This window comes from Dickeya parazeae Ech586 (genome assembly GCF_000025065.1).
Lineage (GTDB): Bacteria > Pseudomonadota > Gammaproteobacteria > Enterobacterales > Enterobacteriaceae > Dickeya > Dickeya zeae.
In genome coordinates this window covers 2,562,385-2,585,759 of record NC_013592.1, presented here as the reverse complement: position 1 = coordinate 2,585,759, position 23,375 = coordinate 2,562,385, and the positions used below count along the sequence as shown (strand labels likewise).

Here is a 23,375-nt window from a genome sequence, read left to right as displayed (position 1 = left end):
CCCCACAGTGTGATGATGCACGGTGCCCTGAGTTTCTCCAGATTGTCTCATTGAGTGGCGCGCTGCTCTCTGTCACATGGTCGTTATCATGCTTTATTTTTATAGCGCGCGCTTGCTTCGGATTGTGACACGTGATTGTAAGCACACCCGTTTTAGTTCCATGCACTTTTTGAGATATCCGGTTTTTCAGTCATCAGCCGGTATTCTTCCGGCGTCAGGTTATTCAGGGATTCATGAGGCCGCTCGCTGTTGTATTCCGTCAGCCAGCGCTCTGTGATTTCCCGTGCTTCATTCAATGTTCTGAACAGATAAAAATCCAGTATCTCTGTCCGGTATGTCCGGTTAAAACGTTCGATGAAGGCATTTTGCGTGGGTTTTCCCGGTTTGATAAATTCCAGCATCACGCCATGCTCTTCAGCCCACTGCGCCAGAGTCAGTGATATTAGCTCTGGGCCATTGTCCATCCGCAGTTTCAGCGGATAACCACGGTTTGCCACGATCCTGTCCAGTACTCTGACTACCTGCTGCGCCGGGATATTCAGGTCGATTTCTATCGCGAGAGCCTCGCGGTTAAAGTCATCTACCACATTAAAGGTCCGAAAGCGCCTGCCACAGACCAGCGCATCATGCATAAAATCTATCGACCAGCTCTGGTTAAGTGCTTCCGGCGTCACCAGCGGTGCGGGGTTACGCACCGGCAGACGTTGCTTTCCCTTACGGCGAAAATTCAGTTTCAGCAGGCAGTAAATCCGGTGAACTCTTTTATGGTTCCAGATATTGCCCTGCCTGCGAAGCACCTGAAAAAGCTTTTTAAATCCATATCGCGGATAGCGTTCAGCTGCTGCGGTCAGTGCCATAATCACCGGCTCATCACGTTGCGTATCCGGCTGATAACGAAATACCGTCCTGCTCAGCGATAACGTCCTGCATGCCTGGCGTATGCTCATCGTAAACTGCGCGGTCAGATAACTGACGAGCTCACGCTTTATCGCTGGTTTTAAAGCTTTTTTTCGATGACGTCTTTTAATGCCCGATTCTCAAGGCTCAGATCGGCAAACATCTGTTTCAGACGCCGGTTTTCGTCCTCCAGCTCTTTCATCTTTTTGATATCAGAGGCTTCCATACCGCCAAACTTCGCTTTCCAGTTGTAATAGCTGGCTTCAGAAATACCGGCTTCACGGCAGACATCCTTAACGGTACGTCCGGCTTCGACGGACTTCAGAACGGCAATGATCTGGTGTTCGGTGAATCGGGCTTTACGCATGGCGATCTCCTCAACGGGACATAATCAGTATGTCGGAAGATCTCTAAAAGTGAATGGTTCGGTTTACCGGGATACTTACATGATGAGCGAGGAATATTGCGGTGCTTGCTGGCGATGCAAGCTGGATAGGTCAGCGAATGGGGAAAGAGGGACATGGTGGCGATTGCCAGCCAGAGTGAGTCAGCAGATGACGCACTCTGGCTGGTCAGCAAGGCAGGATGGTTATCCCTGTCTTGAACGGTGGTGTTTACCGATTAATACACCACCTTGTGGCCGTAACTGGTCAGAATGGACTTCACGCGATCCATTGTGTCGGCTTTAGGTGGCTTCACGCCATCCAGCTTGTATTCCTCGCCCATCGCTGTCCATTTGTGCTTGCCTAATTCGTGGTAGGGCAATAGCTCGATCTTCTCGATATTACTCATTCCTTGGGTAAACTCGCCCAGCAAATGAGCGGAGGCATCGTCATCACTCCAGCCAGGTACCACCACATAACGAATCCAGGTACGTTGGTTGCGTTTAGCAAGATAGCGAGCGAAATCCAGAGTACGGTGATTGGATACCCCTACCAGATTTTGGTGTATTTCGTCGTTAAGCTGCTTGAGATCCAACATAACCAGGTCGGTGGCATCCAGCAGTTCGTCAATCACCGGGTCGTAGCGCCGCACAAAACCGTTGGTATCCAGACAGGTATTAATCCCTTGCTCATGACAGGCACGGAACCAGTCGCGCACGAATTCAGCCTGCAGAATAGCCTCACCGCCTGATGCCGTTACTCCACCGCCGGACGCATTCATAAAATGGCGATAGGTCACCACTTCCTTCATCAACTCTTCCACCGTGATTTCCTTACCGCCGTGGGTATCCCAGGTATCACGATTGTGACAGTAGAGGCAACGCATCAAACACCCCTGGAAAAAGGTGATGAAGCGAATACCGGGGCCGTCTACGGTGCCACAGGATTCGAAAGAGTGAATGCGACCAATAACTGACATGCGAGGTTTCTCCAGGTTGGGCCGGGAAATAACGGCCTGCAATGAGCGCAGTAACAACAGGGTAGCACGGAGGGCTACACCACGCTGTTCGGCGTCGAATCTGTTTTGTCAGCCTGCCAGCCGATGAGAGCAGGCTGACAAAACAGGTTCTGATTTATTTCGGCAGGAGTGGTGAAAAAATTTCCGGAAGAAATCTTTAGCGCCGCTGCGGCGGCCCACAAAGAAAGCGAGCTGGATACCCGTTATAAAAAGGCCCCACCGATGTGGAGCCTTTAGTTTACGCCTTTTCAGACAGACATGTAATTACATGGACTGAGTGAAAGTACGGGTAATAACGTCTTGCTGCTGTTCTTTAGTCAGCGAGTTAAAGCGAACGGCGTAACCTGATACACGGATGGTCAACTGCGGATATTTTTCCGGGTTTTCCATCGCGTCGAGCAGCATTTCACGGTTCATCACGTTGACGTTCAGGTGCTGACCACCTTCGATAGACGCTTCGTGGTGGAAGTAACCATCCATCAAACCTGCCAGGTTGGTTTTACGCACGTCATCGTCTTTACCCAGTGCGTTCGGCACGATAGAGAAGGTATAAGAGATACCATCTTTTGCGTAGGCGAACGGCAGTTTAGCGACTGAAGTCAGAGAGGCAACGGCACCTTTCTGGTCACGACCGTGCATCGGGTTAGCACCCGGTCCGAACGGTGCACCAGCGCGACGACCATCCGGAGTGTTACCGGTTTTCTTACCGTATACCACGTTGGAGGTGATGGTCAGTACGGACTGAGTCGGGGTAGCGCCACGGTAGGTATTCAGTTTCTGAATTTTCTTCATGAAACGTTCAACCAGGTCACAAGCCAGGTCATCAACACGCGGGTCGTTGTTACCGAACTGCGGGTATTCGCCTTCGATGTTAAAGTCTACAGCCAGACCATTTTCGTCACGAACCGGTTTGACTTTGGCATATTTGATGGCAGACAGGGAGTCAGCTGCAACAGACAGACCTGCGATACCACATGCCATAGTACGGAACACGTCACGGTCATGCAGAGCCATCAGCGATGCTTCGTAGCTGTATTTGTCGTGCATGTAGTGGATGATGTTCAGCGCGGTAACGTACTGTTTAGCCAGCCAGTCCATGAAGTGATCCATACGTTCCATCACTTCGTCAAAGTTCAGCACATCGCTTTTGATCGGTTCGGATTTCGGGCCAACCTGCATTTTCAGTTTTTCGTCGACACCGCCGTTGATAGCGTACAGCATGGTTTTCGCCAGGTTAGCGCGAGCACCGAAGAACTGCATTTGTTTACCGACAACCATCGGGCTTACACAGCAAGCGATAGCGTAATCGTCGTTGTTGAAGTCCGGACGCATCAGATCATCGTTCTCGTACTGCAGAGAAGAGGTATCGATAGACACTTTAGCGGCGAATTTCTTGAAGTTCAGCGGCAGTTTTTCAGACCACAGGATGGTCATGTTCGGTTCCGGAGACGGCCCCATGGTGTACAGGGTGTTCAGGAAACGGAAGCTGTTTTTGGTAACCAGCGTACGGCCATCCAGACCCATACCAGCCAGAGATTCCGTTGCCCAAATCGGGTCGCCGGAGAACAGTTCATCGTATTCCGGGGTACGCAGGAAACGCACCATACGCAGTTTCATCACCAGGTGGTCGACCAGTTCCTGGGCTTCCTGTTCGGTGATTTTACCTGCTTTCAGATCGCGCTCGATGTAGACATCCAGGAATGTGGATACACGACCGAAGGACATTGCTGCGCCGTTCTGAGATTTAACCGCAGCCAGATAACCGAAGTAGGTCCACTGTACGGCTTCCTGAGCGTTTGTTGCCGGACCGGAAATGTCGCAACCGTATTTGGCAGCCATTTCTTTGATCTGACCCAGTGCGCGGTGCTGGTCGGCAATTTCTTCACGCAGACGGATGGTCGCTTCCAGATCTTCACCGTTTTCCAGTTTGGATTGCAGAGAAGTGAACTGGGCGAATTTGTCTGCCATCAGGTAGTCGATACCGTACAGCGCAACACGGCGGTAGTCACCGATGATACGACCACGGCCGTATGCGTCAGGCAGACCGGTCAATACACCGGATTTACGGCAGCGCAGGATGTCCGGAGTATAAACGTCGAACACACCCTGGTTGTGGGTTTTGCGGTAGTCAGTGAAGATTTTTTTCAGTTGCGGATCCAGTTTACGACCGTAAACTTCACAGGAACCTTCAACCATTTTGATACCACCGAACGGGATAATCGCACGTTTCAGCGGAGCATCAGTCTGCAGACCAACGATTTTTTCCAGGCCTTTATTGATATAGCCGGCATCGTGAGAAGTGATGGTGGCAGCAACGTCGGTATCGAAATCAACCGGCGCATGGGTACGGTTTTCCTGCTTGATGCCTTCCATTACCTTGTCCCACAGGGAGCTGGTTGCCGGGGTAGCACCGGCCAGGAAGGTTTCGTCACCTTCATACGGCGTGTAGTTTTTCTGAATGAAGTCACGTACGTTGACGCCATTCTGCCATTCGCCTTTGCTAAAACCTTCCCAAGCCTGGGCGAGTTTCTGATTAAGTTCGGTCATATTACACCTACCTTTGATTTGGATTTTTATAACCCGACGTTGCGGCCGACAGCAGCTTAGTGCTGATCCCCACCGCGCAAATAAATGACCCAATAGGTCAAGCCTACCAGCAGTCCACCACCAATAATGTTGCCGATCGTGACAGGAATCAGGTTGTCGACAATAAAGTTGCTGATGGTCAAGTGTTCAAACTGGCCCGGCGTCATGCTGATGGCGTGCCAGAAAGTTTCTGGAGCGAAATTCTTAACCACAATCCCCATCGGGATCATGAACATGTTGGCGATACTGTGCTCGAAACCGCTGGCGACGAACATCGCGACAGGCAGAATCATTGCCAGCATTTTGTCAGTCAGCGTACGGCCAGAATAGCTCATCCAAACAGCCAGGCAGACCATCAGGTTTGCCAGTATCCCAAGACATAACGCTTCAACAAACGTATGTTCCAGTTTGTGGTTAGCTGTTTGCAGTACATTCAGGCCCCAGGCACCATTTGCCACCATGTGCTCACCGGAAAACCACATCAACGCAACGAAAAACAACGCGCCAATCAGGTTGCCGACATAGACATTGAGCCAATTTAATCCTAGCTGTTTCCAGGTAATACGCCCGCTAGCTTTAGCGATAACAATCAGCACTGTCGATGTGAACAAATCAGCACCGCAGACAACCACTAGCATCAACCCTAGGGAGAAGCAGATGCCTCCTACCAGTTTAGCCATCCCATACGGCATGGATGAGGAACCGGTGGTAGCCGTGATATAAAAGACGAAGGCGATTGAAATAAATACGCCAGCAGTGATCGCCAGAAAAAACGTAGTAAGCGGTTGTTTTGTTGCTTTATACACACCGGCATCTTCTGCGACTTTCGCCATCGCCGGTGGTAATAACAAGGTGAAGGGGTTGTCAGCTTTCACACTAACTCTCTCTTAAAAATTATCTACGGTGAGATACTAACAAAGGGTTATTCGCCATAATTTGACGTGGATCATACCGCTGGAATTTATTAGGCTGATCAGGAGGAGGTTTTGGAGTGATTTAACGCATATCATATTGTTTTTTATGCAGAAAATTTTTTTTAAAAATTATCAAAACAGTTGAATTATGGGTTGAAATTAGCCCGTATGACGTTAAATAAAATAAGTCTTTGTAGTGATATCATATTTCAAGTTTATATTATTTAATTTGCCATTTACCATTCGATAACAATAACGAATTTATAAAAGTCATTTCGGTGCACTTCAAATTAACCATAAAAAATATGTGGTTAATCGGTATATTGGGCGACTATAGATTGGCAGGGCAGATGAACTGGCATAAAAATAGGTCATATCCCTGTCATTCCGCACGTTGCAACGGTGTTGGCGCGCTTACTTGCCTATCAATAGGCTTCGATTTGCATACCAGTTCGTGGTGTTGTTCAACATGTGAGTGCGTTATTTTGCAAGTCAACTTGTGGGTGTAAACGCATAGCCTGTCTGATACGTTGTGGCCTGTGTCGCAAACAGCAACCGGATAACGATAGCGTCATCCGGTCTGCTGCGATAATGCTTACTTCACCTGCCAGTGTGCACGTTTAGCGCGCTGCAATTTTTCATAGGCTGCCAGCAGCGACTGATGAGCGGGCAGTGCTTTCAAATCGGCATCAACGGTGAACAAGCCATAGAAGCATTGCTCGCCGGCAATCGCCGCACTGGCAGCATCGACGGCATCCTGGCCGTACATACGGACAAAGGCATCGTAGTATTGAGCAGGGTCTCGTTCAGGTTCCAGAGCCAGTTGCAGCAATGTTTGCAGGCAACGGTAATAATTACCGCGCGCCGCAGAGAAGACCGACTGGTTGAAATCCAGTGACCATTCGGCCCAGCTCAGTGCTTGCTCCAGATCGCCGCCTGCCAGTGCCAGCATGGATTTCAGCTCGCCAATACGCAATGTGAACCAGCCGTTGTCTTTACCGGTTGCTATGCCTAGCAATTCGCGCACACGGGTAAAATCATCCAGGCCTTCATCGTCAAACTGCTGCAGTAATGCCAGATAGTCTTCTTTTTCCCACTGGCTATCCGGCAAGGACAGTAGTGTTTCGCGCAGATGCACACCCATACTGTTGTTTGCCAGCAGCAGATCTTCTGCCGGATAGATATCCGACATGCCCGGCACCAGAATACGGCAGGCATACACTGAGAGATGTTCATAATCCGCGATATACACTTCTTTATCTTCTTTGTTGAAGATGGCCATCAGTGTCGCGAATTCTTGTTCGGTAGTGCCGCTGAAATCCCAGTCGGCGAAGTCATAATCTGATTGATTTTTAAACAAATCCCAGGAGATAAGACCGCTGGAATCGATAAAATGGGTTTCCAGATTGGTGTGTTCGGCAACTTCCTCATTATCGAATGTCGGCGGCGTGAACACGTCCAGATCTTTCAGCCCACGGCCCTGCAGCAATTCGGTCACGGTCCTCTCAAGCGCTACGCCAAAATCTGGGTGTGCGCCGAATGACGCAAAGCAGGTGCCATTAGCCGGGTTGAACAGCACGACGCAGATAACCGGATACTGACCGCCGAGTGAGGCATCATAGGCAAATATTGGAAAGCCTTCCTGTTCCAGTGTGGCAATGGCTTCCACGACGCCAGGGTAACGTGATAACACTTCAGCCGGGATCGATGGCAGGCTGATGGACTCGGCGATAATACGGTTCTTCACATAACGTTCGAATACTTCTGACAACCCCTGAACACGTGCTTCATTGCGGGTATTGCCTGCCGACATACCGTTCGACACGTACAAATTACCGATGATGTTCATCGGGATGTAAACCGTCTGCTGGTCAGACTGGCGGGTAAATGGCAGGGCGCAGATACCACGATCGTGGTTGCCGGATTGCAGATCGATAAGATCGCTGGCGACCAGTTGCTGCTCCGGGTCGTAGAAAGCGTGTAACCGCTCATCCAGAATGCCTTCCGGCAGGCTGTCATCTTCAGGAAGCGGAAACCACTTCTCGTCGGGGTAATGTACGAAGTCACCTTTGGCGATGTGCTGTCCCAGATAGAAATCAGCAAAAAAGTAGTTGGTGGACAGACGTTCGAAGTACTCACCCAATGCGGAAGCCAGCGCCGCTTTTCGGGTAGCGCCTTTGCCATTGGTGAAGCACAGTGCGCAGTCGCGGTCGCGGATATGTACCGACCAGACGTTGGGCACCGGGTTCAGCCAGGAGGCTTCTTCGATGTTAAACCCCAGGTCGAGGAGTTGTTGTTGAAAACGGGCGATGGAATCTTCCAGGGCGGCGTCTTTGCCTGGGATAAACGTTTGGGTCATGGTTCGAACCTGAATATGTGATGAGGAGGCTGCATCATACGTGGTTTTGTGTACTGACTCTATCCCGCATGTTGTGTATTGCGCGGCGCTTCCCGGTGACGATGCAACGTTGACATAACATAAACGGTAACTGGCGGGGGAGTACGCAAGTTTTCAGACATCAGGGCAATAAGCGTTGCAGGCAAGAAAGACGAATGATAAAACCGATAGCAAGGTAAACTGATGCGACGTAGACAGGTCGCTATTGATATGTGGTGAAGGGAAATGACTCAGGTTTTTAATTTTAGTGCTGGTCCGGCCATGTTACCGGTAGAAGTATTACGTCGAGCAGAACAAGAACTGTGCAACTGGCGCGGTTTGGGTACCTCGGTGATGGAGATCAGCCACCGCAGCAAAGAATTCATGCAGGTGGCCAGCGAATCTGAACAGGATTTGCGTGATTTGCTGAAAATCCCCTCGAATTACAAGGTCTTGTTCTGTCATGGTGGTGCCCGTGCCCAGTTTGCGGCGGTTCCGCTCAACCTGCTGGGAGAGAAAACCCACGCGGATTATATTGATGGCGGGTACTGGGCGCACAGCGCGGTTAAAGAAGCTGAGAAATATCTCACACCGACCGTTATTGACGTGAAAACCCGCGTTGATGGTCTGCGCGGTGTTAAACCGATGAGCGAATGGGCGCTGTCGGATGATGCCGCTTACGTGCACTACTGCCCGAATGAAACTATCGACGGTCTGGCCATCGAAGAAGAGCCGGATTTTGGCGATAAAATTGTGGTGGCGGACTACTCTTCCAGTATTTTGTCGCGTCCGCTGGATGTGAGCCGTTACGGCGTCATTTATGCTGGTGCACAGAAAAACGTAGGGCCAGCTGGCCTGACGCTGGTTATTGTGCGGGATGACCTGCTCGGCAAGGCTCGCCGTGAATTGCCGTCGATTCTGGATTACAAAATTCTGGCTGATAACGACTCCATGTTTAACACGCCGCCGACATTTGCCTGGTATCTATCCGGCATGGTGTTCAAGTGGCTGAAAGAGCAGGGTGGCCTTTTGGAGATGGAAAAACGCAATCAGGCGAAGGCCGATCTGCTGTATTCCGCCATTGATGGCAGCGATTTTTATCGTAATGATGTTGTCCCGGGCAGCCGTTCGCGTATGAACGTGCCATTTCAGTTGGCCGATGCCGCGTTGGATCCGGTATTCCTGCAGGAAGCTCAGGCTGCCGGGTTGCATGCGCTGAAAGGCCATCGTGTTGTGGGCGGTATGCGTGCATCTATCTACAATGCTATGCCGCTGAGTGGTGTAGAAGCACTGACGGAGTTCATGGCAGACTTCGAGCGCCGTCACGGCTGATAACGTGATAAAACGTAATAAATAGAGCGCGATAGCGTGCTGTTTTTTATTTAAAACCCCGGTTATCTGGCCGGGGTTTTTATGTAAACTTTTGGAGAACATGTTTCACATGCAGGAATCCCTGACCCTACAACCGATCTCATTAATTGACGGCACTATTAATTTGCCGGGTTCTAAAAGTGTGTCTAACCGCGCTTTGCTGTTAGCGGCGTTGGCGAAAGGGACAACGCGGCTGACTAATCTGCTGGATAGCGATGATGTGCGCCATATGCTCAATGCCCTGAGTGCTCTGGGCGTTGAATATCATTTGTCTGCCAGTCGTACGGAGTGTGACATTGTGGGACTGGGCGGTGCGTTCACTGCGTCTGCACCACTGGAGTTGTTTTTGGGAAATGCCGGAACGGCGATGCGTCCACTGGCGGCAGCGCTATGCCTGACAGATGGCGATATCGTGCTGACTGGTGAGCCGCGCATGAAAGAGCGACCGATCGGCCATTTGGTGGATGCGTTACGCCAGGGCGGCGCTCGTATCGATTATCTGGAGCAGGAAAACTACCCGCCGTTGCGTTTGCGGGGGGGCTTTCAGGGCGGCGAAATTAGCGTAGATGGTTCTGTATCAAGCCAGTTTCTGACTGCACTGCTGATGACAGCACCGCTGGCAGTACAGGATACGCAGATCACCATCAAGGGCGATCTGGTTTCCAAACCCTATATCGACATTACCCTGCATATGATGCAAACCTTTGGTATTACGGTTACCAATAATAATTACCAGACGTTTGTGGTTGCCGGTAATCAGCATTACCAATCACCAGGGCATTATCTGGTGGAAGGTGATGCCTCGTCTGCTTCCTATTTCCTGGCGGCTGCCGCTATTCGGGGCGGAACGGTACGTGTGACTGGCGTTGGTCGCAACAGTGTGCAAGGGGACATCCGTTTTGCCGATGTGCTGGAGAAAATGGGCGCGCAGGTTCGTTGGGGGGATGCCTATATCGAATGCCAGCGTGGTGAGTTGCATGCGATTGATATGGACATGAACCATATTCCGGATGCGGCGATGACCATTGCTACCGCTGCGTTGTTCGCTGAAGGGGGAACAACGACGCTGCGCAATATCTACAACTGGCGCGTAAAAGAAACGGATCGTCTGGCGGCGATGGCGACAGAACTGCGTAAAGTCGGTGCCGAAGTGGAAGAGGGGCATGATTACATTCGTATTACGCCGCCGAAGCAGCTAAAGGCCGCAGAAATCGGGACCTACAATGACCACCGCATGGCGATGTGCTTCTCTCTGGTGGCGTTATCAGATACGCCTGTCACTATCCTTGACCCTAAATGCACCGCCAAAACGTTCCCGGATTATTTCCAGCAACTGGAACGTTTGAGCCAACACGGCTAATGCGTTAACGCACGGAGTGGCTGGACTGATCTGCCAGTAGAGCTCTGTGCGTTATTATTTAGCGTTATACTCTGGGTATCACAATATTTGCCCGATTTTCTGCAGTAATAAGCCTTTAATCTCACGCTTGCTGCCACAGCAAGGTATAATGGCGACATGTATTATCTGTATGAATGTTGTCTGCAATGACAGGCGATTTCCCGGTTTTAAAGGAGTGAGAAATGGCGGTGACTGCACCGGTAATTACGGTCGACGGACCCGGTGGTGCTGGCAAGGGGACCTTGTGTAAAGCGCTGGCTAATGCACTGCAATGGAATCTGCTGGATTCCGGCGCGATTTATCGCGTGCTGGCGTTGGCGGCGTTGCACCACCAGGTTGATATCACGTCTGAAGAGGCGTTAGTGCCGATAGCATCGCACCTGGATGTGCAATTTGTGCCGGAAGATGGGCAACTTAAAGTGATTCTTGAAGGCGAAGATGTCAGCAATGAGATCCGCACTCAGGAGGTTGGCAATACAGCGTCGCAGGCGGCGGTATTCCCACGAGTACGTGAAGCGTTATTACGCCGCCAGCGCGCGTTTCGTGATTCGCCAGGGCTGATTGCTGATGGCCGCGACATGGGAACAGTGGTTTTTCCTGATGCGCCGGTGAAGATATTTCTGGATGCCAGTGCAGAGGAACGCGCTAAACGTCGCATGCTCCAGTTGCAGGCGAAAGGCTTTAATGTTAACTTTGAACGTCTTTTGTCCGAGATTAAAGAGCGTGATGATCGCGATCGTAACCGTTCGGTTGCACCGTTGGTGCCGGCACCGGATGCACTGGTGCTCGATTCCACGCACATGACGTTGGACGAAGTGGTCAAGCAGGCTCTGGCGTATGTTCGTCAGGTATTGCCTCAATTGTCCTGATTATATTTCTTACCCCGCCGCAAGGATGCCTCGGGGATGTGAAACAACCCCATCGGGCAGGATGTCAGGTGGACGTTAAATTTGAAAACCCAAAGATTATCAACATGACTGAATCTTTTGCTCAACTCTTTGAAGAATCCCTGAAAGAAATCGAAACCCGTCCGGGTTCCATCGTTCGTGGCGTTGTCGTTGCTATTGACAAGGACGTAGTCCTGGTTGATGCCGGCCTGAAATCTGAATCTGCCATTCCGGTAGAACAGTTTAAAAACGCCCAGGGTGAAATTGAAATCCAGGTTGGTGATGAAGTTGACGTAGCTCTGGATGCGGTAGAAGACGGCTTCGGTGAAACCCTGCTGTCCCGTGAAAAAGCTAAACGTCACGAAGCATGGCTGATGCTGGAAAAAGCTTACGAAGAAGCGGCCACTGTTACCGGTGTTATCAACGGTAAAGTAAAAGGCGGCTTCACTGTCGAGCTGAACGGTATTCGTGCGTTCCTGCCAGGTTCTCTGGTTGATGTTCGCCCGGTACGTGACACCCTGCATCTGGAAGGCAAAGAGCTTGAGTTCAAAGTGATCAAGCTGGACCAGAAACGCAATAACGTCGTCGTTTCGCGTCGTGCTGTTATCGAGTCTGAAAACAGTGCTGAACGTGATCAACTGCTGGAAAACCTGCAGGAAGGCATGGAAGTCAAAGGTATCGTTAAGAACCTCACTGACTACGGCGCATTCGTTGACCTGGGCGGCGTTGACGGCCTGCTGCACATCACAGATATGGCGTGGAAACGCGTTAAGCACCCGAGCGAAATCGTCAATGTGGGCGACGAAATCACTGTTAAAGTGCTGAAGTTCGACCGCGAACGTACTCGCGTTTCTCTGGGCCTGAAACAACTGGGCGAAGATCCGTGGGTCGCTATCGCTAAACGTTATCCGGAAGGCACCAAGCTGACCGGTCGTGTAACCAACCTGACTGATTATGGCTGCTTCGTAGAAATCGAAGAAGGCGTTGAAGGTCTGGTACACGTATCCGAAATGGATTGGACCAACAAGAACATCCATCCGTCCAAAGTGGTTAACGTGGGCGACGTGGTGGAAGTTATGGTTCTGGATATTGACGAAGAACGTCGTCGTATCTCTCTGGGCCTGAAACAGTGCAAAGCCAACCCGTGGCAGCAGTTCGCTGAAACCCATAACAAGGGTGACCGCGTAGAAGGCAAGATCAAGTCCATCACTGATTTCGGTATCTTCATCGGTCTGGACGGCGGCATCGATGGTCTGGTGCACCTGTCTGACATTTCCTGGAACGTGGCTGGCGAAGAAGCCGTTCGCGAATACAAGAAAGGTGACGAAATCGCCGCTGTTGTTCTGCAGGTTGATGCAGAGCGTGAGCGTATCTCCCTGGGCGTGAAACAACTGGCTGAAGACCCGTTCAACAACTACCTGTCTGTTAACAAGAAAGGTGCGATTGTTACAGGTAAAGTCACTGCAGTTGATGCCAAAGGTGCTACAGTTGAATTAGCTGACGGCGTTGAAGGTTACCTGCGTGCTTCTGAAGCCTCTCGTGACCGTATCGAAGACGCTACCCTGGTTCTGAACGTGGGTGATGAGATCGAAGCCAAATACACTGGCGTTGATCGTAAAAACCGCGTTGTTAGCCTGTCCATCCGTGCTAAGGATGAAGCTGACGAGAAAGATGCCATCGCTTCTGTTAACAACAAACAGGAAGAAGGTAACTTCTCTAACGCCATGGCTGAAGCGTTCAAAGCTGCAAAAGGCGAGTAATGACGGTGGGTTGGGCAGCCGACTTGCTGCCTGACCTCAAACGGTAGTAAGTTAACGTGGCATTTACTGACCACATGCTTGGAGGAATCATGACCAAGTCTGAACTTATCGAAAGACTTGCTGGACAGCAATCTCATATCCCGGCCAAGGTGGTTGAGGATGCCGTGAAGGAGATGCTGGAACAGATGGCCACAACACTGGCCAGCGGTGATCGCATCGAAATCCGTGGGTTTGGCAGTTTTTCACTCCACTACCGTGCACCGCGTGTGGGGCGTAATCCGAAAACGGGTGAGAAAGTGGAACTGGAAGGCAAATATGTTCCTCATTTCAAACCGGGTAAGGAATTGCGCGATCGCGCTAACATTTATGGCTGAGTAGTCAGTCGTAACGCCTGTTTGATAGATAGCACCCAATTAATTGGGTGCTATTTTTTTGTCTAATGAAACAGCCTGTTGCTGTTATTTGCGCCTGTAGCTTGAAGAGGAATACTAAAGCTCTCACTGACCACTATGGGACGTTACTTTCCCTCAGGGAGTGCGCTTGATATGCCTTATTTCGTCAGTAATACATAAGCGATAATCGGGGTTACACTCTTTTGCTTCAGGTAATTGTTGAATACATTACCCAGCCCCATACCTTGGTATTCCTTGTCGCATTCACCGCTGGCTACGGCTGCCTTACCTTTTTCACCTAAAATAAAGCTGCCACCACCTTCTTGTTTGACAGGGCAATGATGGCGTGTGACAAAGTTTTCATAGAGCCATCCTTCTTTCGGTGTACTGAATTGAATCAGAATACCGGCTTTTTCTTTGGATAACGATTTCTGGGTATAAGAGTACTCCAGCGTCAGCTTGCAATCCGTATATTGCTGTGTGCAAGGTAACGCGGTTAATCCGTTGGCTTCAAAGGTGCGATATTCCGCTAGTGGCATGGCGTGATACCAGTATTTGGCGGTACGGGTTGTACTCTGTGGCGTCTCGACTACCGCCTTATTGACCAGTGTCAGTGTGTGAAGCTGTGTATCTTCTTTTACGCTTAACTCACCATTACGGTAAAGCGTCATAATTTGTGTGTTGTCTAATCCATTGCGTTTAAGTACGTTTTCCACCTCAGATGAGGTGGCCTGTGACGGCTGAGAGGACAGTACCACTGTTGTCGCCAGAATACTTAACGGTTTAACGCGGCTATTGGTAAATTTCATCGTTTGCCCTTATGAGTCAGTGATATAAACAGAATCCTCACACCACAGGGCTTGTCGTCATCGCCTTGTGGTGTGAAGTGCACATTAAGGGCAGGGTAAATAAAGTGAGCTTGAGGATACTTGGCTGAATTGCGGGTAGATGCCGTCAGAAGCGGCGATGCCAGAGGAATGAGGAGAAGCCCGTTTTAATAACGCTAAAACGGGCTGGGAAGATTACTTGGTATGGCGCTCTTTTAAGCGCTGGATAATGGTTCCTAAATCCAGTTCTTGATCCTGCAACAGCACCAGCAGGTGATAGATCAGATCAGAGGCTTCGTTGGTCAATTCTTCGCGGTCGTGCACCGTGGCTGCCAGCGCGGTTTCCAGTCCTTCCTCACCGACCTTCTGGGCGATGCGCTTAGTGCCGCTGGCGTAAAGCCTGGCGGTATAGGAACTGGTCGGGTCTGCATGCTTACGCTCTGCCAACAGCTGCTCCAACTGGTACAAGAATTGCCACTGTGTCTCAGCCGGATGGAAGCAACTGGTGTTGCCGAGATGGCAGGTCGGGCCGACCGGATTGACCAGAATTAACAGCGTATCGTTGTCGCAATCCGGCGTGATCGAGACCACGTTGAGAAAGTGACCGGACGATTCCCCTTTGGTCCACAAACGCTGCTTGGTGCGGGAGTAGAAGGTGACGTGACCGGTCTCTTGCGTAACCTGCAGCGCATCCTGGGTCATGTAACCCAGCATCAGTACTTCGCCGGAAACGGCATGCTGTACGATGGCAGGCATCATGCCATCGGTTTTTTGCCAGTCGAGCTGGCTTTGTTGTTGTTCGGTTAACACACCCGGATCTCCACGCCTTGTTGCTTAAGGAACTGCTTGAGTTCGCCAATATTGATAATTTGCTTATGGAATACCGATGCTGCCAATGCGCCATCCACCCCGGCATCCTGAAATGCATCAAGAAAATGCTGCCAGGTACCGGCACCGCCAGAGGCGATTAACGGTACCTGGCAGACATCGCGCACCTGCCGCAGTTGCGTCAGGTCATAACCGTTGCGCACCCCATCCTGATTCATCATATTCAGCACGATCTCACCAGCACCGCGTTTCTGCACTTCTTGCACCCAGTCAAGGGTTTCCCATTGCGTGACGCGGGTGCGCTTTTCATCGCCGGTGTATTGATTGACATGATAACGGCCGGTTTCGGCATCATGCCAGGTATCGATGCCGACGACGATGCATTGTACGCCATAACGGTCGGCCAGACGTGAAATTAGCGCTGGGTCTGCCAATGCGGGTGAGTTGATAGAGATTTTATCCGCACCAAAAGACAGAATTTGCCCGGCATCTTCGACACTTTTGATACCACCCGCAACGCAAAATGGAATATCGATCACTTCCGCCACGCGAGAAACCCAGCTTTTATCCACCACTCGGCCGTCTGATGACGCGGTGATATCATAAAACACCAGTTCATCTGCGCCTTCTTGTGCGTAGCGTTGAGCCAGGGGCACGATATCACCAATAATCTCATGATTGCGAAACTGTACGCCTTTGACGACCTGGCCGTCACGCACGTCCAGACAGGGGATTATCCGTTTTGCCAGCATGAAATCGCCTCCGTCACGTTGAATTTACCTTCCAGCAAGGCGCGGCCGACGATAACACCACGCACGCCACTAGCACGCAGCGCAGCAATATCTGACAGTGAACCGATACCGCCAGACGCCTGAAAAGCGACCTGTGGATAGCGAGCACTGATTTCGCGATAGAGCTCGACGTTAGAGCCCTGCAATGTGCCATCGCGGGAGATATCAGTACAGAGCACGTGTTTCAGACCGAAGGGCAGGTAGCGTTCCACCGTTTGCTCCAGCGTGATGCCGGAGTTTTCCTGCCAGCCGCTGATGGCGATGTTTTTCACACCATTGATGTCAATGCGCACATCCAGCGCCAGTACCAGTGCGTCAGCACCGTAGCGGGCGAACCATTGCTGCACTAGCTCAGGCTGCTTTACCGCTGTTGAGCCGATAACCACACGACTGGCACCTGCCGCCAACAGCGCTTCTACATCTTGTTCAGTACGAATGCCGCCACCAACTTGTACCGGTACAGAAACCCCGGCCAGCAGTGTTTTCAGCAATGGGATCTGACGTGCCGCTGGGTCTTTGGCTCCGGTCAAATCCACCAGATGCAATACCTGCGCCCCTTGCTGTTGGTAGTCTTGCAGGCGGGGAAGCGGGTCGCTGCCGTACTGACGCTGCTGACCATAATCACCCTGATGCAAACGGACCACCTGTCCATCAATCAGGTCTAATGCGGGAATAATCATGTCCGTTTACATCTCCAGAAAATTCTTCAGTAGCTGGGCACCTGCTGCACCAGAGCGTTCCGGGTGGAACTGAACGCCGTAGAAGTTATCCTTCTGTACTGCTGCGGTGAAGGCATCACCATAGTGCGATTGGGCAATAGTATTGGCGCAAACCGGCATGGCGTAACTGTGTACAAAATAAAAGTACGAGCCATCTGGAATATCGCGGAACAGGCGGTGACCAGCTTGCGATGTCACCTGATTCCAGCCCATATGCGGCAAAGGCAGACCGTGATCTGCCATCTGCACGACCGGCGTGTCGATAATGCCCAGTGTGTCGGTACCGCCGGTTTCGTCGCTACGGCTACCCAGTAATTGCATGCCGAGGCAGATACCCAGTACCGGTTGGGTACAGGCTTTAATCAGAGCAATTAACTGGCGTTCAGCCAGTTGGTCCATTGCGGCTTGTGCGGTACCCACCCCCGGTAGAAACAGCTTATCGGCGCGTAATACCACCTCCGGCTCGCGGCTGACCTGTGGCTCATAGCCCAGACGCTTGACCGCATACATCACGGACGACAGGTTGGCGCAGCCAGTATCCAGGATCACCACATTCATCACAGCACTCCTTTGGAGCTGGGCAGCGTATCGCCTTCCACCCGGATAGCCTGGCGCAGTGCACGGCCGAAGACTTTGAACAGGCTTTCGACGCGATGGTGATCGTTACGACCTTTGGTTTTCAGGTGCAAGGTGCAGCCCATCGCGTAAGAGAGCGAGCGGAAGAAGTGCTCGACCATTTCGGTACTGAGATCCCCAACACGTTGGTAGTTAAACTCTGCTTTGTATTCCAGATGCGGACGGCCGGAGATATCGAGCGCACAGCGCGCCAGGCATTCATCCATCGGCAACACAAACCCGAAACGGGCAATGCCGCGTTTGTCACCCAGCGCCTTGTTCAGTGCTTCACCTAGTGCCAGCCCGGTATCTTCCACGGTATGGTGATCGTCAATGTACAGGTCGCCTTTTACGTCGATATTGAGACGAAAACCGCCGTGGGTGGCAATCTGGTCCAGCATGTGGTCAAAAAAGCCGACACCGGTGTGGATCTTGCTGCCGCCTTCGCGATCCAGCCACACGTTGACATCAATAGCGGTTTCACGGGTAACACGGTTCACGTGGGCGTGACGATCGCGCTGGGTTAACTGGGTGGTGATCGCCTGCCAGTTGAGACCATCGCGCTGATAGCGCAGGCCGGTAATGCCCATGTTGTGCGCCAGTTGAACATCGGTTTCACGGTCGCCAATCACGAAGCTGTTGGTGCTATCCATCACGTTGTCTTTCAAAAACGCATCGACCAGCGCGGTTTTGGGTTTACGACAGTCACAGTTATCGCCAGGGAAGTGTGGGCAAATCAATACCCGTTCGAAGCGAATACCTTGCGACGTGAAAATTTGCATCATCAGGTTGTGCGGCGGATCGAAATCTTCCTGCGGGAAGCTGCTGGTGCCTAAACCATCCTGATTGGTGATCATCACCAGTTTGAAACCGGCTTTTTGCAGGGTGAGCAGTGACGGAATAACATCCGGTTCTAAAGCCAGCTTATCCAGCCGATCAACCTGGTAATCCTCGGGCGGCTCGGCAATCAGCGTGCCGTCACGGTCGATGAAAAGATACTTTAATCCCACGGTGATTCCTCAAATTATGCTGTTTTGCCCGACAGTGCCTGCAACGCGTTGATGACGCGCTCGCATTCGTAGCGGGTGCCGATAGAAATACGCAGACAACCCGCCAGACCCGGCTGTTTGTTCTGGTCACGTAAAATAATGCCCTGATCCCATAAGGATTTGAAGACGGCGGGTGAATCGGTAAAGCGCACCAGCAGATAGTTGCTTTCACTGGCGTACACCGTTTCCACGTTCGGCAGCGTTTGCAACGAGTCGCTTAGCCAGCGGCGATTCTCACTGAGTTCGGCTACGTTGCGTCGCATGGTCGCGATGCCGTCTTCACTCAGGGCCTGTGCGGCGATATCCGCTACCGGCAGCGCCAGCGGGTAGGGGGCGATCACTTTCAGCAGCAGTTGGATAACCTCGGCACTGGCGAGAGTAAAACCGCAGCGTAGACCAGCCAGCGCGAAAGCCTTGGACAGTGTGCGCAACACTACCTGGTGCGGGTATTGTGCGAGCCAGCCAGCCGTTGTCGCCTGTGGACAAAACTCGATATAGGCTTCGTCGATAGCGACGATAGCGCGGCCGCGCGCCAGTTCAAGCAACTGACGCAAATCGTTCGGGTTGATCAGATTGCCGGTCGGATTGTTAGGCGAACAGACGTAAATCACTTTGACGTTGTCCAGCGCATCCGCAATAGCGGCTAAATCCAGTTGCCAGTCGGTGGTTGCAGGCACGATACGACGTTCCACCCCCAGCGTTTCTGCGCTGACAGCGTACATACCGTACGTCGGCGGGCAGAACAATACCGCGTCTTTACCCGGTTCGCAGAACGCACGGATTAACAGCTCGATACCTTCATCAGCACCGCGGCTGACCAGTACCTGCTCCGGTGCAACACCGGCGTACGCCGCATAACGTTCAATGACTTGTGCGGGCTGACATTCCGGGTAACGGTTGAGTGTTTGCAATGTCAGTTGGTACTGCGGCGCTTGTGGGTACTCATTGGCATTGAGCCACACGTCACCTTTTCCCCCCAGGCGGCGAGCGGACTGATATGGGGTCAGGCGGCGGACATTGTCACGAGCCAGATTCTCAATACTCATGCTTGCTCCTTAAGGGTGCTGACGCGCAGGGTAACGGCGTTCTTGTGGGCAGTCAGTTGTTCGGCCTGCGCCATGATTTCAATGGTTGAGGCCAGTCCCAGCAACCCTTGCGGCGACAACTGTTGTACTGTCATACGCTTCTGGAAATCCGCCAGTCCCAGGCTGGAGTAGGTGGCGGTGTAGCCGTAGGTCGGCAACACATGATTGGTACCAGAGGCATAATCACCGGCAGATTCCGGTGACCAGTCACCTAAAAATACCGACCCGGCGCTGGTGATGCGATCGACCAGTGTTTCGGCGTTACGCGTCTGAATAATCAGGTGCTCCGGGCCATACTGATTGCTGATGTCGATACACTGATCGAGATCGCGCGCGATGATCACCCGGCTGCTGGCTAGCGCCTGACGGGCGATGTCTGCGCGAGACAGCGTTGCCAACTGACGCTCTACTGCATTGATTACCGCTTGTGCCATCGCGGCATCGGGTGTTAATAGAATCACTTGCGAATCGGGGCCATGCTCGGCTTGTGATAGCAGGTCGGAGGCAACGAAATCTGGCGTGGCACCGCTATCGGCAATCACCAACACTTCGGACGGACCTGCTGGCATATCAATGGCCGTACCGTCGAGCGACTGGCTTACCTGACGCTTGGCTTCGGTGACATAAGCGTTGCCCGGGCCAAAAATTTTATCGACCTTCGGTACGCTATCGGTGCCGAACGCCATCGCTGCGATTGCTTGTGCGCCACCCAGTTGGAACACTTCCTGCACGCCGCACAGTTTTGCCGCATACAAAATCTCATCGGCAATCGGTGGCGGAGAGCACAGAATCACACGCTGACATCCAGCGATGCGAGCAGGGGTTGCCAGCATCAGTACGGTGGAGAGCAGCGGGGCGGACCCCCCCGGAATATACAACCCGACGCTGGCGATGGGGCGAGTGACCTGTTGGCAACGTACGCCGGGTTGGGTTTCTACGCTGATTGGCGGCAGCTTTTGTGCGTTGTGAAAGGTTTCAATGTTGCGTACGGCGTTCGCCATCGCCTGTTTGATATCATCGCCCAATCGTGCAACGGCGGCATCAATCGCCTCGGCGGATACGCGCAGGCTGTCGACCTGAACTTTGTCGAAACGGGCGCTGTAGTCGCGCAACGCAGTGTCGCCATCTTTACGCACGGCAGCCAGAATCTCGCCCACAATCGTGCTGATACGGTCAGAGGCAGAGATTGCCGGGCGAGTCAGTAACCGGCGCTGTTCTTCTTGCGTACAGGCTTGCCAGTCAATCAAGGTATCGAAGCGGTTGCTCATGGCATTACTCCATCATCTTCTCAATCGGCAATACCAGAATAGAGCTGGCGCCCAGCACTTTCAGTTTTTCCATGGTTTCCCAGAACAGTGTTTCGCTGCTAACCATGTGCATGGCGACGCGGTTCTGGTCACCAGCCAGTGGCAGGATGGTGGGACGTTCAGCACCCGGCAGCAGTGCGATCACTTCATCCAGACGTTCGCTAGGCGCGTGCAGCATGATGTATTTGGATTCACGCGCCTGAATAACGCCTTGCATGCGAGTTAACAGTTTGTCGATCAACTGCTGTTTCTCTGCGGGCATCTCGCCGTCACGCTGAATCAGACAGGCTTTGGAGCGATAAATGACTTCGACTTCACGCAGACCATTGGCTTCCAGCGTCGCACCCGTTGAAACCAGGTCACAAATAGCATCAGCCAGACCCGCACGCGGCGCGACCTCTACCGAGCCATTCAGCAGACAGGATTTGAAGTTAACACCTTGTTTATCCAGGTATTGCTTGAGCAAGTGTGGATAAGAGGTGGCGATACGTTTGTTTTGCAGACATTGCGGACCGGTGTATTCCTCATCAAGCGGCATCGCCAGTGACAGGCGGCAACCACCAAAGTCCAGACGGCGCAGGGTGAAATAGCGCGGGTCTTCCCCTTGAGCACGGCGATTGAGCAACTCTTCTTCCAGCACGTTTTCGCCGATAATCCCCAGGTCAACCACGCCATCCATTACCAGCCCAGGGATGTCGTCGTCGCGTACACGCAAAATATCGATAGGCATGTTTTCGGCAAAGGCGATCAGACGTTGCTGATGCAGGTTGATTTTGATACCGCAGCGGGCCAGTAATTCTCGGGAATCATCGCTCAGGCGGCCTGATTTCTGCATCGCAATACGCAAACGTGTTTTATCCAGCATGTGAACCTCAATTTATCCTGTCTGTGATGCCTGTTAAGCAGGCTTTTTTAAAAAATTCCGGCCAAAAAAAAGCCCCCGGAATCGATCTTCCGGGGGCTTTTTACGCGTCTACCGCCACTGGAAGATTTGAGTGTCTTCCAGCACCTATCGCCTGAAAGACTAGTCAGGGTGATGGTGATGATGGTGGTTGAAATTAACGCGTAACATAAATTCGTCTCTATTTTTGTAAACGTAGAGTGGTGTTGTCTGTTGGTTAACCTAAACCATGTTGATGTGATAGCGCAACATTTTTTTACCTGCAGCGTATAAATCACATTGCCGCCAGATGGGCAATAAGGGTACATAATGAAAAACGCAGAGTATTCATCCGAAGAACAACGCCGGGAAGTCAGGAGAACGACGATGAAAAAGATAGCGATAATCGGGCTTGGCTGGCTGGGTATGCCACTGGCGCTGGCGCTACAGAGCCGGGGATATCGGGTGGTGGGGAGCAAAAGCACCGATGATGGCGTAACAGCAGCACGCTTGTCCGGTGTGGAGTGTTATCGCCTGTGCCTGACGCCCGATCTGGTGTGTGAGCCGGACGAACTGGACGCACTCTTGAACGTAGATGCACTCATCATCACCTTGCCACCGGGCCGGGTTGAGCGTGCGGGCGGCGCTTATTTGCAGGCGGTGCAGCAGGTGGTCGATAGCGCTCTGGCTCATGGCGTACCACGCATTATGTATACCAGCTCTATTTCTGTTTACGGTACAGTTAGCGGCAGGGTGAGAGAAAACAGTCCATTACAGCCGGAAACCGGAACCGGTAAGGTGCTACAGGAACTGGAGCAATGGCTGCATGCGTTGCCTCATACCGAAGTGGATATTTTACGATTGGCTGGATTGGTGGGGAATCATCGCCATCCTGGGCGCTTCCTTGCCGGTCGGCATGATCTGCCTGATGGCAGTCATGGGGTCAATCTGGTCCATCTGGAGGATGTCATTGGGGCCATCATGCTGCTGTTGCAGCGCCCGCATGGTGGACACCTCTATAACCTGTGCGCGCCGGGACACCCCGCGAAGCAGGACTTCTACCCGGAACAGGCGCGTCGCATGGGGCTGGAGCCGCCAGAGTTTTTATCAGGCGATCCGCTGAAAGCGAGACTGGTCGACGGACAACGAATTTGCAGTGAACTGGGGTTCGAATATCAATATCCAGACCCGATGACGATGGTGTTTTAATGTAAGTCAGATTGTCGTTTGCTTCGAAAATGGTTAGCTGTTGCTGGATGTATACCGTGGCACCATAAAGAAAGCGGCCCG

21 protein-coding genes and 1 other annotated feature are annotated in these 23,375 nt (G+C 52.1%); of the genes, 6 read left to right on the top strand and 15 right to left on the bottom strand.

Translation table 11 applies throughout. From position 1 onward, the window contains the following. Positions 1–152: 152 nt before the first annotated feature. The 5 genes from DD586_RS11305 to ycaO all read right to left on the bottom strand — a co-directional run bounded on the left by DD586_RS11305 (position 153) and on the right by ycaO (position 8,157). Positions 153–1,264, bottom strand: a protein-coding gene (locus DD586_RS11305) for an IS3 family transposase (RefSeq protein ID WP_095522536.1) whose coding sequence is annotated in 2 segments (ribosomal slippage) — positions 153–1,003 and positions 1,003–1,264 — 1,113 coding nt in all. Because the reading frame shifts where the segments join, the coding sequence is not laid out codon by codon here. A gap of 254 nt (positions 1,265–1,518) precedes the next feature. Further along, positions 1,519–2,259 (bottom strand): pyruvate formate lyase 1-activating protein, encoded by a 741-nt coding sequence (gene pflA / locus DD586_RS11295; RefSeq protein ID WP_012884953.1) that lies wholly within the window; start codon positions 2,257–2,259, stop codon positions 1,519–1,521. 303 nt (positions 2,260–2,562) lie between these two features. Continuing rightward, the gene (pflB, locus tag DD586_RS11290) at positions 2,563–4,845 is read right to left on the bottom strand and encodes a formate C-acetyltransferase (RefSeq protein WP_012884952.1); all 2,283 of its coding nucleotides are present in this window, start codon (positions 4,843–4,845) and stop codon (positions 2,563–2,565) included. Positions 4,846–4,901: 56 nt separating this feature from the next. Beyond that, a complete protein-coding gene (gene focA / locus DD586_RS11285; protein WP_012884951.1) occupies positions 4,902–5,759 on the bottom strand; it encodes a formate transporter FocA in 858 nt (285 codons plus the stop codon). 634 nt (positions 5,760–6,393) lie between these two features. Further along, positions 6,394–8,157: a 30S ribosomal protein S12 methylthiotransferase accessory factor YcaO gene (ycaO, locus tag DD586_RS11280; protein WP_012884950.1), complete on the bottom strand. Its 1,764-nt coding sequence runs from the start codon at positions 8,155–8,157 to the stop codon at positions 6,394–6,396. Between the two features lie 264 nt (positions 8,158–8,421). Between ycaO and serC the strand changes: the two genes are divergently transcribed. The 5 genes from serC to ihfB all read left to right on the top strand — a co-directional run bounded on the left by serC (position 8,422) and on the right by ihfB (position 13,966). Beyond that, a complete protein-coding gene (serC, locus tag DD586_RS11275; RefSeq protein WP_012884949.1) occupies positions 8,422–9,507 on the top strand; it encodes a 3-phosphoserine/phosphohydroxythreonine transaminase in 1,086 nt (361 codons plus the stop codon). A gap of 109 nt (positions 9,508–9,616) precedes the next feature. Beyond that, positions 9,617–10,906 (top strand): 3-phosphoshikimate 1-carboxyvinyltransferase, encoded by a 1,290-nt coding sequence (gene aroA, locus DD586_RS11270; protein ID WP_012884948.1) that lies wholly within the window; start codon positions 9,617–9,619, stop codon positions 10,904–10,906. A gap of 221 nt (positions 10,907–11,127) precedes the next feature. Further along, a complete protein-coding gene (gene cmk, locus DD586_RS11265) occupies positions 11,128–11,814 on the top strand; it encodes a (d)CMP kinase (RefSeq protein ID WP_012884947.1) in 687 nt (228 codons plus the stop codon). Positions 11,815–11,918: 104 nt separating this feature from the next. Next, a complete protein-coding gene (gene rpsA, locus DD586_RS11260; protein ID WP_041164946.1) occupies positions 11,919–13,592 on the top strand; it encodes a 30S ribosomal protein S1 in 1,674 nt (557 codons plus the stop codon). A gap of 89 nt (positions 13,593–13,681) precedes the next feature. Continuing rightward, positions 13,682–13,966 (top strand): integration host factor subunit beta, encoded by a 285-nt coding sequence (gene ihfB, locus DD586_RS11255; protein WP_012884945.1) that lies wholly within the window; start codon positions 13,682–13,684, stop codon positions 13,964–13,966. 176 nt (positions 13,967–14,142) lie between these two features. Here ihfB and DD586_RS11250 read toward each other — a convergent pair whose 3' ends face one another. The 10 genes from DD586_RS11250 to hisL form a co-directional block, all read right to left on the bottom strand. Continuing rightward, on the bottom strand, positions 14,143–14,793 hold the full coding sequence (locus DD586_RS11250; protein ID WP_012884944.1) for a hypothetical protein: 651 nt from the start codon (positions 14,791–14,793) through the stop codon (positions 14,143–14,145). 213 nt (positions 14,794–15,006) lie between these two features. Next, positions 15,007–15,621, bottom strand: coding sequence for a bifunctional phosphoribosyl-AMP cyclohydrolase/phosphoribosyl-ATP diphosphatase HisIE (hisIE, locus tag DD586_RS11245; protein ID WP_012884943.1), 615 nt, complete (start codon positions 15,619–15,621; stop codon positions 15,007–15,009). After that, complete coding sequence (hisF, locus tag DD586_RS11240; RefSeq protein ID WP_012884942.1) at positions 15,615–16,391, bottom strand: imidazole glycerol phosphate synthase subunit HisF; 777 nt, start codon at positions 16,389–16,391, stop codon at positions 15,615–15,617. The genes hisIE and hisF overlap by 7 nt, the downstream gene beginning before the upstream one ends. After that, positions 16,373–17,110, bottom strand: a complete 738-nt coding sequence (gene hisA, locus DD586_RS11235) for a 1-(5-phosphoribosyl)-5-[(5-phosphoribosylamino)methylideneamino]imidazole-4-carboxamide isomerase (protein WP_012884941.1) — start codon at positions 17,108–17,110, stop codon at positions 16,373–16,375. Before hisA ends, hisF begins: the two co-directional genes overlap by 19 nt. Before the next feature lie 6 nt (positions 17,111–17,116). Further along, entirely contained in the window at positions 17,117–17,707 is a 591-nt protein-coding gene (gene hisH, locus DD586_RS11230) for an imidazole glycerol phosphate synthase subunit HisH (protein ID WP_012884940.1), read from the bottom strand. After that, entirely contained in the window at positions 17,707–18,774 is a 1,068-nt protein-coding gene (gene hisB / locus DD586_RS11225; RefSeq protein ID WP_012884939.1) for a bifunctional histidinol-phosphatase/imidazoleglycerol-phosphate dehydratase HisB, read from the bottom strand. The genes hisH and hisB overlap by 1 nt, the downstream gene beginning before the upstream one ends. A 14-nt stretch (positions 18,775–18,788) precedes the next feature. After that, a complete protein-coding gene (gene hisC, locus DD586_RS11220; protein WP_012884938.1) occupies positions 18,789–19,859 on the bottom strand; it encodes a histidinol-phosphate transaminase in 1,071 nt (356 codons plus the stop codon). Beyond that, positions 19,856–21,166: a histidinol dehydrogenase gene (gene hisD, locus DD586_RS11215; protein ID WP_012884937.1), complete on the bottom strand. Its 1,311-nt coding sequence runs from the start codon at positions 21,164–21,166 to the stop codon at positions 19,856–19,858. The genes hisC and hisD overlap by 4 nt, the downstream gene beginning before the upstream one ends. Before the next feature lie 4 nt (positions 21,167–21,170). Further along, positions 21,171–22,070, bottom strand: coding sequence for an ATP phosphoribosyltransferase (gene hisG / locus DD586_RS11210; RefSeq protein ID WP_012884936.1), 900 nt, complete (start codon positions 22,068–22,070; stop codon positions 21,171–21,173). A gap of 63 nt (positions 22,071–22,133) precedes the next feature. Further along, positions 22,134–22,254: a sequence feature (His leader region), on the bottom strand. After that, complete coding sequence (gene hisL / locus DD586_RS22030; protein ID WP_107768459.1) at positions 22,230–22,277, bottom strand: his operon leader peptide; 48 nt, start codon at positions 22,275–22,277, stop codon at positions 22,230–22,232. Its footprint overlaps the feature before it by 25 nt. Positions 22,278–22,472: 195 nt before the next feature. Between hisL and DD586_RS11205 the strand changes: the two genes are divergently transcribed. Beyond that, positions 22,473–23,294, top strand: a complete 822-nt coding sequence (locus DD586_RS11205) for an SDR family oxidoreductase (protein WP_012884935.1) — start codon at positions 22,473–22,475, stop codon at positions 23,292–23,294. Positions 23,295–23,375: the final 81 nt, after the last annotated feature.